General features: G+C 67.5%; 11 protein-coding genes. 4 read left to right on the top strand and 7 right to left on the bottom strand.

Features of this window, described 5'->3' with window-relative positions; all coding sequences use genetic code 11:
• A complete protein-coding gene (locus FBZ88_RS23385) occupies positions 1-264 on the top strand; it encodes a cytochrome C oxidase subunit IV family protein (RefSeq protein WP_145619507.1) in 264 nt (87 codons plus the stop codon).
• Between the two features lie 8 nt (positions 265-272).
• Here FBZ88_RS23385 and FBZ88_RS23390 read toward each other — a convergent pair whose 3' ends face one another.
• The 7 genes from FBZ88_RS23390 to FBZ88_RS23420 all read right to left on the bottom strand — a co-directional run bounded on the left by FBZ88_RS23390 (position 273) and on the right by FBZ88_RS23420 (position 9,794).
• Positions 273-1,079: an SDR family NAD(P)-dependent oxidoreductase gene (locus FBZ88_RS23390; protein ID WP_246138821.1), complete on the bottom strand. Its 807-nt coding sequence runs from the start codon at positions 1,077-1,079 to the stop codon at positions 273-275.
• A 52-nt stretch (positions 1,080-1,131) separates the two neighbouring features.
• Complete coding sequence (locus tag FBZ88_RS23395) at positions 1,132-2,301, bottom strand: zinc-dependent alcohol dehydrogenase (RefSeq protein WP_145619508.1); 1,170 nt, start codon at positions 2,299-2,301, stop codon at positions 1,132-1,134.
• A 157-nt stretch (positions 2,302-2,458) separates the two neighbouring features.
• The gene (locus tag FBZ88_RS23400) at positions 2,459-2,857 is read right to left on the bottom strand and encodes a response regulator (RefSeq protein WP_145619509.1); all 399 of its coding nucleotides are present in this window, start codon (positions 2,855-2,857) and stop codon (positions 2,459-2,461) included.
• Positions 2,841-6,329: a chemotaxis protein CheB gene (locus FBZ88_RS31410; RefSeq protein ID WP_145619510.1), complete on the bottom strand. Its 3,489-nt coding sequence runs from the start codon at positions 6,327-6,329 to the stop codon at positions 2,841-2,843. Before FBZ88_RS31410 ends, FBZ88_RS23400 begins: the two co-directional genes overlap by 17 nt.
• 187 nt (positions 6,330-6,516) lie before the next feature.
• Positions 6,517-8,907, bottom strand: a complete 2,391-nt coding sequence (locus FBZ88_RS23410) for a membrane-bound PQQ-dependent dehydrogenase, glucose/quinate/shikimate family (RefSeq protein ID WP_145619511.1) — start codon at positions 8,905-8,907, stop codon at positions 6,517-6,519.
• On the bottom strand, positions 8,904-9,215 hold the full coding sequence (locus FBZ88_RS23415) for a hypothetical protein (RefSeq protein ID WP_145619512.1): 312 nt from the start codon (positions 9,213-9,215) through the stop codon (positions 8,904-8,906). Before FBZ88_RS23415 ends, FBZ88_RS23410 begins: the two co-directional genes overlap by 4 nt.
• Before the next feature lie 117 nt (positions 9,216-9,332).
• Positions 9,333-9,794: an Lrp/AsnC family transcriptional regulator gene (locus FBZ88_RS23420; RefSeq protein WP_145619513.1), complete on the bottom strand. Its 462-nt coding sequence runs from the start codon at positions 9,792-9,794 to the stop codon at positions 9,333-9,335.
• A 133-nt stretch (positions 9,795-9,927) separates the two neighbouring features.
• Between FBZ88_RS23420 and kynU the strand changes: the two genes are divergently transcribed.
• From kynU to kynB, 3 genes are read left to right on the top strand one after another with little or no spacing between them, the layout of a single operon-like run.
• Entirely contained in the window at positions 9,928-11,163 is a 1,236-nt protein-coding gene (gene kynU / locus FBZ88_RS23425; RefSeq protein ID WP_145619514.1) for a kynureninase, read from the top strand.
• Positions 11,160-12,011: a tryptophan 2,3-dioxygenase gene (kynA, locus tag FBZ88_RS23430; protein WP_246138822.1), complete on the top strand. Its 852-nt coding sequence runs from the start codon at positions 11,160-11,162 to the stop codon at positions 12,009-12,011. The genes kynU and kynA overlap by 4 nt, the downstream gene beginning before the upstream one ends.
• Positions 12,008-12,637, top strand: a complete 630-nt coding sequence (gene kynB / locus FBZ88_RS23435; RefSeq protein WP_145619515.1) for an arylformamidase — start codon at positions 12,008-12,010, stop codon at positions 12,635-12,637. The genes kynA and kynB overlap by 4 nt, the downstream gene beginning before the upstream one ends.
• Positions 12,638-12,641: the final 4 nt, after the last annotated feature.

Below are 12,641 nucleotides of genomic sequence, written 5' to 3' on the forward strand. Positions count from 1 at the left end.
ATGAAGGTCGTGGCCCCCCTGATCGCCGTCTGGGCCGCCTTGCTGACCCTGCTGGGCCTGACCGTAGGCGCCAGCCTGGTGCTGACCGGCACGCCCAGCTTGGTGGCCAGCCTGGGCATCGCATCCGCCAAGGCGGCGCTGATCGCCTGGGTCTATATGCAGCTACGCCGTGAAGGCGGCCTCATGCGCATCATGGCGCTGGGGGCCGCCTTCTGGCTGCTGATCCTGCTGGGCTATCTGGCGCTGGACTACCTGACGCGTTGAGCGACGGGTCAGTGCTTGTGGGCTGTTCCGGGCGCGGCCATGCCACGGTGCTGGTCCGCCAGCATTTCCGCCGGCATGATGTTGGCCAGGGTCGCCTGCAGCTTGTTCTTCCAGCCGCTGACCACGTCGGCTTCACCCTTCATCAGGGCGTCGAAGCCGTCGCGGGCAACCTTGGCCGGATCGTCCTTCTTGGCCGTGCCGACCTCGGTATCCAGCAACTCGGCGCGGCGGAAGAAATCGGTGTCCGTCGGCCCGGGCATGAGACAGGAGACGGTGACGCCCGTGCCCTCCAGCTCATTGCGCAAGGCGTAGGCAAAGTTGTCCAGGAAGGCCTTGCTGGCGTTGTAGACGGCCTGGTAGCTGCCCGGGATGAAGCCGGCGATGGATCCGGTGATGAGGATGCGACCGGAATTCAGCGCCCGCATGTCGCGGCCTACCCGGTGGATCAGGTACACGGTACCGGTGACGTTGGTATCGATCACCCGCTTGGCCTTGATGAAGTTCTGATCCAGGAAGCCCTTGCCCAGGCCCCGGCCGGCATTGGCGAACAGGGCGTCCACCGGCCGGCCCTGGGCCTGGATAGTGGCATAAAGCGTATCGACGCCGTCCAGGGTGGCCAGATCGGCCTGCACCGCCTCGACGTGCGCGCCCAGCGCACGGAAGGTGTCGGCGGCGTCATGGATTTCGGGTTCATCGGCGGCGACCACCAGGTCGAAGCCGTTCTGGGCGCACAGCTTGGTGAGTTCATAGCCGATGCCGGTCGAGGCACCGGTGACGACGGCCAACAGGCGCATGGGCGCGCGGGAAGCAGCCATGGCGTTTCTCCTTCTTGGGGAATGGTTTCTTGGGGGATTGGCTTATGGGCGGTCAGGGCTTCATCACGACCTTGATGCAGCCGTCCTGCTTGTCGCGGAAGGTCTTGTAGAGCTCCGGCCCCTCCTCCAGCGATGCGCGGTGGGTGATGACGAAGGAGGGATCGATCTCCCCCTCCTCGATGCGCCGTAGGAGATGGGGCAGGTAGCGCTGGACCGGCGTCTGGGCCATGCGGAAGGTCAGGCCCCGGTTGATGGCGGAACCCATGGGGATCTTGTCCAGCAGGCCGCCATAGACGCCGACGATGGAGACGGTGCCGAAGTTCCGGCAGCACATGATGGCCTGGCGCAACACGTGAGGCCGGTCCGTTCCCATGAAGGTCGCGACCTTGATGCGGTCGACCACGGCGTCGAAGCCGCTGCCGATGTCGGGTTCCGTCCCCACGGCGTCGATACAGGCGTCGGCGCCCCGGCCCTGGGTCAGGTCCATGATGCGGTCGTAGATGTCTTCTTCCTTGAAATCCAGGGTTATGGCGCCGCCCTGCCGGGCCAGTTCCAGCCGCTCCGGCACATGATCGATGGCGATGACCCGCTCCGCCCCCAGCAGGTAGGCGCTGCGGATGGCCATCTGGCCCACCGGGCCACAGCCCCAGATGGCGATGGTGTCGCCCGGCTGGATGTTGCAGAAGTCGGCGGCCATGTAGCCGGTGGGGAAGATGTCGGACAGGAACAGCGCCTGCTCATCCGTCAGGCCGCCCGGAACCTTCAGGGGGCCGACATCCGCGTAGGGAACGCGCAGGTACTCCGCCTGGCCGCCGCTGTAGCCGCCCAGCAGATGCGAATAACCGAACAGTCCCGCTGGGGAGTTGCCCCACAGCTTGGTCGCCTTGGCCTTGTCGGGGTTGGAACGCTCGCAGGCGGAGTAATAGCCGCGCTTGCAGAAGAAGCATTCGCCGCAGGAGATGGTAAAGGGCACCACCACCCGGTCGCCGACCTTCAAGTTGCTGACGCCGCTGCCGACCTCGACCACCTCGCCCATGGTCTCGTGGCCCAGCACGTCGCCGCTTTCCATGGAGGGAATAATGCCGTCGTAAAGATGCACGTCCGAGCCGCAGATGGCACAGGCCGTCACCTTGATGATGCAGTCGCGTGCATGCTCAATCGTCGGATCGGGAACATGCTCGCATCGAACATCACCCTTGCCGTGCCAGGTCAGCGCTTTCATGAGGTATCCCTTCCATGTCGATCACGGATTGAACGGGAAGACCTCTCCGGCGCCGCGGGCTTGAAGCGAGGGTGGTTCCCCGAGTGCGGGATCAATCCGGACGGCACGGCGGGGTTCCGCTTATGGCCCGAAATTTACGCGGGCGGGACGGTTCCGGTCAGGCCAGTGCCCTCTGCCCCGCCACCAGGGCCAGCATGGTCGCCATGAAGGCGTCCTGCCGCACCGGCTTGGTCAGCACCGGGACGCCGGGATATTTGGCCTGCATGCTCGGCGACAGCATCTGACCGCTGTAGAAGAAGAAGGGAATGCCCCGCTCGGTCAGGATGTCGGCCACAGCTTCGGACGTTTCACGCCCCAGGCGCACGTCCAGGATGGCGGCGGTCAGGCGGGGATTGCGGGCGGCGACGATTGCCTGCGGCACGGTGGCGGCGCTGAGGATATCGGCACCCGCATCCCGGAAGGTCTCCTCCAGGTTGATGGCGATCATCACCTCGTCATCCGCGACCAGGATGCACGTGCCGGCCAGCGGCAGCTCGGGATCAGCTGTCGTCCCCATCCTGCTCTTCCTCCTCAAGGTCGATTTCCATGGTGCACACCAGGCCCGTGGGTTCGAAAAGCCGGGTCACGGTGGCCCCGGGCATACCACGTTCAATCAAAACTCCGCCGAAGCCGTGATGTTCCGGCGGAACGACGGCGGGGCCGTCGAATTCCCGCCAGGTCACCGTCAGGAAGGGCCGGCCCTCGCGGGTCACTTGGGTCCACGCCAGTTCCACCCGCCCGCCGGCGACGGAAAGGGCGCCGTACTTGGCGGCGTTGGTGGCCAGTTCGTGCAACACCAGGCCAAAGGGGGTTGCCAGGTGGGGCGGCAGCAGGACGTGGGCGCCCTCCAGCCGCAGGCGTTGCGGATCGGCGCTGATGTAGGCCGCCAGCTGGATGCGGGCCAGGGCTATCAATTCCGCCCCTTCCCATTGGCAATCGACCAGCAGGGTATGCGCCCGGGCCAGCGCGGTCAGGCGGCCTTCGAACAGGTCGACGAAGCGCTCGCTGGACCCGGCCGTGCGCAGGGTCTGGCGGGCCAGTGACTGCACCACGGCCAGTGTATTGCCCACGCGATGGCGCAGTTCGCCCAGCAGCAGGCGCTGGCGCCGTTCCCATTTCTTCCGGTCGGTGACATCGCGCGTGCTTTCCAGCACCAGCCGCCGGCCGCCGACGCTGATCATCTCGATCTGGCTTTCAACGGTCAGTACCCGGCCGTCCTTGGTGGTGTGCCGCAACTCGCCGCTCCAGGCGCCTTTTTCCGACAGGGCTTCGCGCACACTGTCGAAGCTGCCGTCCTCCAGCGTCGACCGCAGCAGTTCGGCCACGTCCTGGCCCTTCGCCTCTTCCCGGGAGTAGCCGTACAATTCCTCGCTGCCCCGGTTCCACTGGACGATGCCGTCGTCGAATTCCCAGACGAAAATAGGCGCGCGTGAGAATTCGACCAGGCGCATCTCCTGCTTCAGCCGCGCCTCGCTGTCGCGCAGGGCCTCTTCGACCCGGCGACGCTCGGTGATGTCGAAGAAGGTCACCACCACGCCGTCGATGCGGTCATCCACCGTGCGATAGGGCCGGATGCGGACCAGGTACCAGCCGCCGCCACGGCTCTGCACCTCATGCTCCAGCAGCGTCAACTCCCGCAGCACGGCGTGGGCGTGGTCCGCCAGCCGGTCATAATCCAGCTGGTGGGTGAAGTCGGTGATGGGCCGGCCGGCGTCGGTGGCGGTGATGTTGAACAGCTCCGTCACGCGGGGCGTGAAGCGCTTGATGCGCAGGGAGGGGTCCAGGAACAGGGTGCCGAAGTCCGCCGCCGCCATGAGGTTTTGCAGATCGCTGTGCGCGCGGGACACGCTGGCCAGCTTCTGCTTCAGTTCATTGTTGACGGTCTGCAGCTCCTCATTGGTGGATTGCAGCTCCTCCTTGCTGGTCTCCAGCTCCTCCGAGGTAGACCGGTACTCCTCGTTGATGGACTGCAGTTCCTCGTTGGCGGCCCGCAACTCCTCGTTCGTCGCCTCCGATTCCTCCCGCGTCGCCCTCAGGCGGTTTTGCGCCAGCTGCAACTCCTCCTGCAACTGGCGGATGGTCTCGTTGGTCGGCTCGCGGTTCTGGCCGCCCTCGTCTCCGTCGCCGTCCGCCCGCACCGTCTCGCCCTCGATGAACAGCACCAGGGCGTAGCGGCTGGGGTCGCCTTCCTCAAGAACTGGTTTGACCTGCAGATAGACCCGCTGGGGCTGGCCTTCAAACTTCACCACCAGCGGCCGGGTCAGCGTCGCCTCCTTCCGGTCGAAGGCGCGGTGCAACGCCGCTTCGAGGTCGAAGCGCAATTCGGGCCGGACCATATCGGTGGCCACCGTGGTGACGGGCCCGCCCGAGGGCTGCAGGAACCGGCCGGCGGTTTCCGACAGGTGGATGGCGCGGTGCGTCTCATCCACCAGCATGCTGGGCGGCGCCACGCGTTCCAGCATCTGGCGGTGCAGGGCTACGTCGCCGCCCGGCCCCAGGGGCCGGTGCGCGGGCGCGCCACGGCTGGGTGCCGCATGGTGGGCGCTGGGCATGATGGGCAGGGCCATCCGCCTTTCCCCGGTATTGGGGATCATGCGGTAGATGCGCGCGTCGCGGTCCAGGGCCCGAAACAGGCCGGGTGGACTGTCGGCGTTCTCCGACGCGCCCAGGAACAGGAAGCCGCCGGGGTTCAGCGCGTAGTGGAAGGTGGTGCAGACCTGGTGCTGCAGTTCCCGGTCCAGGTAGATCAGCAGGTTGCGGCAGGACACCATGTCCACCCGGGCGAAGGGCGGGTCGCGCAGGATGCTGTGGCTGGCGAACATGACCGTATCGCGCAGTTCCCGACGCACCCGGTAATGGTCGCCCTCGCGCTGAAAATAGCGGCGCAGATGCTCCTCGGGCACGTCCTGCTCGATGGTCAGGGGAAAGCACCCCTCGCGGGCTACGACCAGCGCATCGGCGTCCAGGTCGGACCCGAAGACCTGGATTTCAGGCCGCACGTCGCGTCGCGCCGCCTCCTCCAGCAAGAGGATGCCGATGGTGTAGGCTTCCTCACCCGTGGCGCAGGCGGGGACCCAGATGCGGATGGTGTTGGCCGCCTCCTTCCCTTCGAACAACTGGGGAACCACCATAGCCGCCAGCTGATCGAAGGCCCGCTTGTCACGGAAGAAGGTGGTGACCGAGATCAGGAAGTCGGTGAACAGGGCGTGGGCCTCGTCCGCATGCTCCCGCAGGTAGGTGTGGTACTGGCTTAGCGTTTCCTGTTGCGTGACCTGCATGCGCCGGATGATGCGCCGGGCGATGGTGGCACGTTTGTATTGGCTGAAATCATGGCCCACGCGCACCCGCACATGAGCCAGGATGCGGCGCATCATATTCTCGTCGTCGTCCGGCGCGGTCAGCACCTCGCCGTCCTTCCGGTTCCGCAACAATTCCGTCAGCTGCCGGGCCAGGTCGCGCACGGGCAGGACGAAGTCGGCGGCGTCGGTGGCGATGGCGTTGCGGGGCATGGAGGCGAATTCCGCCTCGTCCGGGTCCTGCACCAGAACGATGCCGCCCACCTCCTTGATGGCCCTCACGCCCACGGCACCATCCGCCCCGGCACCCGTCAGGATGATGGCGAAGCCGTCGCTGTGCTGCGCCGCCAGCGACCGGAAGAACAGATCGATGGGCGCCCGCTTGGCCCGCGGCTCGTCAAACGACAGGGCCGAGATCATGTGGTCGGCGATGTTGAGTGCGCTGTCCGGGGCGATGACATAGACGTGGTTGTTGCGCAGGTGCACCCGGTCGGTGACCTGCGAGACAGGCATGCGGGTGCGGGTGGCCAGGATCTTGGCCAGTTCGCTACGCCGTTCGGGATTCAGATGGATCACGACGACGAAGGCGGCGTTGGGTTCGTCGGGCAGTGCCTCGAATAAGGCCTGCAGCGCCTTCACCCCGCCTGCCGACGCCCCGATGCCGACGATCGGCGGATCGGTTTGCAACTCCACATGCCCCTCCAACGCCCTTTGCCTCATCACGCCGGCCGATCAGTCCAACCTTCCACCAGAGCGGTCATAAATCATTGAAACCATGGACAACCGCGCCCCGGGAACCATCGCCCCGGGCCCTGTGAAGAACGCAGCCCGGGCTGTGCCGCGCAAGAATGACAAAGGAACTATGCCCATTGCCGGCGCCTCAATCACCGAGGGTATAGGCCCGCACATAGTCGCCGATCTTGGTGCCGAAGGAGCCGTGTCCGCCGTCCACGGTGACGATGTATTGCCGCCCGCCTTGCTCGTAGGACATGGGGGTGGACTGGCCCCCGGCGGGCAGCCGGTCCTGCCACAGCAACCGGCCATCCGTCACATCGAAGGCCCGGATGGCATAGTCCATGGTGGAGGTCAGGAACACCACCCCGCCCGCCGTCACCAGCGGCCCGCCCAGCATGGGCACCCCCAGTTCCAGCGGTATCGGCACGGGCGCCATGTCGCGGATGGTGCCCACGCGGTGGCGCCACACCACGGTGTTGGTGCGCAGGTCGATGGCCGCCAGCTCACCCCACGGCGGCTGCAGGCAGGGGATGCCCAGGGGCGACAGGAAAACACCCAGGTTGGCGCCGAAGGGCGTGCCGTACATGGGCTGCACGCCCAGTTCCGTTCCCGGCGGATGCTGGCCGTTGGGCGCTGCCGGGTTATCCGTGCCGCGCGGCACCAGGCGGGAGACGAAGGGGATGGACATGGGGTTGGCGATGGCCACCTGCCGCCGCGGGTCGATGGCGATGCCGCCCCATTCGAACATGCCGAGGTCACCTGGGAAAACCAGCGTGCCCCGCACGGATGGCGGGGTGAACGGCCCGTCATAGCGCAGGCGTTTGAACAGGATGCGGCAGGCCAGCTGGTCGAACATCGTGCCGCCCCACATCTGCGCGCCGGTCAGCTTGTCCCGGGGGCGGAAGCTCAGTTGCGAGGCAGGCTGTGTCGGGGACAGCCGGTCGCCGGGGGCGGCCCCCTGGGGTACCGGCACCTCGGGCGCTGGCACGATCGGGTGCCCGTCCCGGCGGTCCAGCACGAAGATGTTACCGGTCTTGGCCGGGACATAGATCGCCGGCACGGATCCGGCCGGCGTCGCCACGTCCACCAGGCTGGGCTGGGCCGGGACGTCCATGTCCCAGACGTCGTGGTGCACATTCTGGTAGGACCAGCGCAGCTTGCCCGTGGCGATATCCAGCGCCACCAGGGCGCTGTCATAGCGTTCCTGCGCCGGCGTGCGGTTGCCGCCCCAGATGTCGGGGGAGGACGATCCCAGCGGCACATAGACCAGGCCCAGCCCCTCGTCCACCGCCGACACGATCCAGGAGTTGGGGCTGCCGGCGGTGAAATGATGGGTGGCCGACGGCATCTCGTTCGGGTCGGGGTTGCCGGCGTCGAAGGCCCAGAGCAACCGGCCGCTGTAGACATCGAAGCCCCGGATGACGCCCGACGGCACCTTGCCGGAGTAGTTGTCGATGACGGCGCCGCCCATGATCAGCACCTTGTCCGTCACGGCCGGCGGGGAGGTGCCCTGGTAGAAGCCCACCTGCTTCACCGCGCTGCCGCGCTTCAGATCGATCTGGCCATGGTCGCCGAAGCCGTCGCAGGGCCTGCCAGTTTCCCCGTCCAGGGCGAACAGCCGGCCGTCATCGGTGGGCAGGTAGATGCGGGTGGGACATTCGGCGGGTGCCGGCGTACCGTCCGCCGTGGTGGCCCCGGGCCGCGTGCGGTGGAAGGCCACGCCGCGGCAGGTCATGTGCTGGAAGCCCGGATTGCGCTGGACCTGCGGATCGAACTTCCAGCGCAGCGCCCCCGTGGCGGCGTCCAGGGCGAAGACGATCTGGTGCGGGGAGCAGGTGTAAAGCAGGTCGCCCACCTTCAGGGGCGTCACCTCGGTGGTGATCTCGCCGGGGTCGTTTGGGCCCGGCAGGTCGCCGGTGCGGAACTGCCAGGCCAGCTTGAGGCGCCCGACGTTCCCGGGGGTGATCTGGGCCAGGTCGGAATAGCGGTCGCCCCTGCCGCTGCCGCCATAGGCCGGCCAGTCGGTCGCTGCCTGGTCGGGGGCAGGCGCCTCAAGCCCCATAGGCCGCACCGTTCCCTGGATGGCGTGCCGATCATGCGCCAGGGCGACGCCAACCACCACCACGGCCAGCGCCAGTACGCCGCCCAGCACCAGCACCGGTCCCCTGCCCGCCCCACCCTTGCCCACTCCACTGGCCGCCGGCGACAGCCCGCGGGTGATGAAGGGCAACATCAGCCAGACGCCGAGGGGGACCAACACGTCGCCGCGCGGGGCCAGGGCCCAGAAATCGAAGCCCGCCTCCCACACCGCCCAGGCCATGGTGGCCAGCACCAGGGCGGCATACAGCCACAAGGCCGCCGCCCGGCGGCGCCACAGCAGGGCGGCGATCGCCAACAGGGTGATGCCGGCGATGGCGTAGTACGGGCTGCCGCGCAGGAGGATCAGCCAGGCACCACCGATCAGGAGATAAAGGCCGAACACCGCAATCAGCACCGCCGTCGCGACAGACAAGCGCCGGCCCCAGGCTGGGCTCATGGAGAGGACTTCCCGGCCTGGACCTTGGCGAAGTGCAGGGTCAGCCAGACGCCCGTCAGCAGCGCGCCCAGCGCCAGCACCGCGAAATCGAGCGTCAGCACCGCCATGACCGGGCGCACCGACCAAAGCAACAGGCCGGCGATGATGTTGGCGAAGCCCCACAGGAAGTTCACCAGGGGCGGGCTGTCGCCGGCGGCGGGCGGCTTGGCGAAGGGCGTGGGGAACGGCCGTCCGTGCAGGCCGGCAACCAGATGGGGAACGCCGTTGCACAGGAAGACCCCGGCGAAAAACAGGGAGATATAGTCCATGGCGGCCACAGCCTCCACTAGGGGCGACGTCCACCGGCGTGACTCCGGGGATCACGGCCCACAATCCGCCGCGACGGGAGAAGGTTCCGGAACGGCGGGCCGCCTGGGCCGCCGCCCTTACGGCTGGGTGCCCAACGCGGCCATCAGCGGACGCGCCTGGAAGACCGTCTTCAGGCAAATGCGGGTGGAGAAAGTCTTGACGCCCGGCAGGCGCGACAATTCTGTCCGCAGCAGTTGGTCCAGCGCCTCGACGTCGCGCAGCGCCACCCGCAGGACGTAATCGAACGGCCCGGCGGTGGTATGGCATTCCAGCACGGCGGGGACCTGGGCGATGGCCTCCTCAAACGCCTGGTGGCGCCCCAGGTCGATGGCCACGTCCACGAAGGCCAGCAGCGGCAGCCCCACGCGTGACCGGTCAAGCTCCGCCCGATATCCGGTGATCACCCCACCGTCCTCCAGGGCCTGCACGCGGTTCCAGCACGGCGTCTTGGACAGGCCCACCGTCTCGGCGATCTGAGCGAAGGACGCGCGGCCGTTGGTTTCCAGGATAGTCAGCAGGCGCTGATCGATCGCATCCATAGTCATTCTTCCATTCGTCGATTTTGCAGAACGATGTTCTTAACACTTCGCCAACACAAGCATCTTCGTAACAATGTTCCCCTTCGGGGGCGGTATGATCGGGGATAGGGAAACCTCAAGGAGACCTCGGGACATGCCCTTGGACCGTGCCGCCTGCGCAGCGCTGGATCGCGACGATCCGCTGGCCGAATTCCGTGACGCGTTCGAGATCGCCGACGGCGTCATCTACCTGGACGGGAATTCGCTGGGCGCCCTGCCCAAGGCCACGCGGCAGCGCCTGGCCGATGTGGTGGCGCGCGAATGGGGAGGTGAACTCATCCGTGGCTGGAACACCGCCGGCTGGATCACTCTGCCCCAGCGCGTCGGCGCCGGCATCGCCTCCCTCATCGGCGCGGAGGCGGATGAGGTCATCGCGGCGGACTCCACCTCCGTCAATCTGTTCAAGCTGGCGACGGCCGCCCTGGCCCTGCGGCCCGGCCGCCGGGTGATCGTGACGGAGCCGGGCAACTTCCCCACCGATTTCTATATCCTGCAGGGCGTGCGCGACCTGCTGGGCGGCCGGGTCGAGCTGCGGGTGGTGCAGCCTGACCGCATCGAGCAGGCGCTGGACGCGGATACGGCCCTGCTGCTGCTGACCCAAGTGCATTACAAGACGGGCCGCATCCACGACATGGCCCGGCTGACGGCCAAGGCCCATGCCGCCGGGGCATTGGCCCTGTGGGACCTGTCGCACAGCGCCGGCGCCATCGATGTGGACCTGAACGCGGCGGGCGCCGACCTGGCCGTCGGCTGCGGCTACAAATACCTGAACGGCGGCCCCGGGGCGCCGGCCTTCCTGTACGCCGCCCGGCGCCACCAGGCGCAGCTGCGCTCCCCCCTTTCCGGCTGGATGGGCCACGCGGCGCCCTTTGCCTTCGGCGACGACTATGCGCCGGCCCCCGGTATCGAGCGCATGCTCTGCGGCACGCCCCCCATCCTGGGCATGGCCGCCCTGGAGATTGGCGTCGGTATCATGGCCCGCGCCGATCGCCGCGCGGTGCGCGCCAAGTCCATGGCGCTGGGCGACCTGTTCATCCGGCTGGTTGAGGAGTCCTGCCCGGGTCAGTTCATCCTGCATTCCCCCCGCGACGCCCAGGCCCGGGGCAGCCAGGTCAGCTTCGGCCATCCCGAGGGCTACGCCATCATGCAGGCGCTGATCGCCCGGGGGGTCATCGGCGACTTCCGCGCCCCGGATGTGATCCGCTTCGGCTTCGCCCCGCTCTATGTGCGCTATGTCGACGTTTATGACGCGGCGGCCCACCTGAAGGACATCATGGACAGCGGCGCCTGGCAGGATGCCGTCTATCAGACCCGTGGAGCCGTGACGTGACCAAGATCGCCCGTCCCCATACCGCCGCTGTCGACCTGTCCGGGGAGGGGCTGCACACCGCCCCGCCCATGAGCTATGGCAGCTACCTGGGGCTGGAACAGCTGCTGGCCGCCCAGCATCCCCGGTCCGGCGAGCATGACGAACTGCTGTTCATCATCATCCACCAGGCGTCCGAGCTGTGGATGAAGCTGTCCCTGCATGAGCTGCGGGCGGCCTTGCGCCAGATCCAGGCGGATGACCTGGGGCCGGCCCTGAAGATGATCGCCCGCGTCAGCCGCATCCAGGCGCAGCTGATCCAGTCGTGGGAGGTGCTGTCCACCATGACACCGGCGGATTACAGCCTGATCCGCCCCCATCTGGGACAGAGCAGCGGCTTCCAGTCCTATCAATATCGCCACTTGGAATTCCTGCTGGGCAACAAGAACGCCGGCATGATGACGGTGCACCAGGGCGAGCCGGCCATCTTCGCGGCATTGGAAGAGAGCCTGAACGCCCCCAGCCTGTATGACGAGGCCCTGCGCCTGCTGGCCCGCCGGGGGTTCGACATCCCGCAAGAGAAGCTGGAGCGTGACTTCGCCCAGCCCTACGAGCCGGATGCCCGGGTGCAGGCCGCCTGGCTGGCGGTCTACCAGGACCCACACCGGCATTGGGAGCTGTACGACCTGGCGGAAAAGCTGGTGGATCTGGAATACCGTTTCCAGCAATGGCGCTTCAGCCACATGAAGACGGTGGAGCGCATCATCGGCTTCAAGCCCGGCACCGGCGGCACCGGCGGCGTCAGCTACCTGGTCAAGGCGCTGAGCCTCAGCTTCTTCCCCGAACTGCTTTCCGTGAGGACGGCGCTATGACCCGCATCTGGGACATCACCCAGCCCATCCGCGCCGGCATCCCGGTGTGGCCCGGCGACACCGCCTATCAGGAAGAACGCGTGTGGGCCCTGGGGCCGGGGTGCCCGGTCAATGTCAGCCGGTTGACCCTGTCCACCCACACCGGGACCCACGCCGACGCCCCCCTGCACTATGACGCCGCCGGCCTGCCCATCGGCACCGTCGACCTGGCGCCATACCTGGGGCCCTGCCGTCTTATCCACGTGATGGATGGCGATGGGCCGGTCATGCCGGCGGAGGTAGCGGACAGTCTGGCCGGCGCGCCGCCGCGCATCCTGCTGCGCACTTACCGGCGCTTCCCGCACGACCGCTGGGTCAGCGACTTCCGCGCCCTGGATGCCGCCACCATCGACCTGATGGCCGCCCATGGTGTGCGCTTGATCGGGGTGGACGCCCCATCCCTGGACCCGGAGACCTCCAAGGACCTGCTGGCCCACAACGCCGTGCGCCGCAACGGCATGGCCATCCTGGAGGGGCTGGTGCTGGACGAGGTGCCGGCGGGGGATTACGAGCTGATCGCCCTGCCCCTGAATCTGGCCCACGCCGACGCCGCCCCCGTCCGCGCCATCCTGCGCGCCTTGGCTTAGAATA

The sequence above is a fragment of the Nitrospirillum bahiense genome (assembly GCF_007828025.1).
Lineage (GTDB): Bacteria > Pseudomonadota > Alphaproteobacteria > Azospirillales > Azospirillaceae > Nitrospirillum > Nitrospirillum amazonense.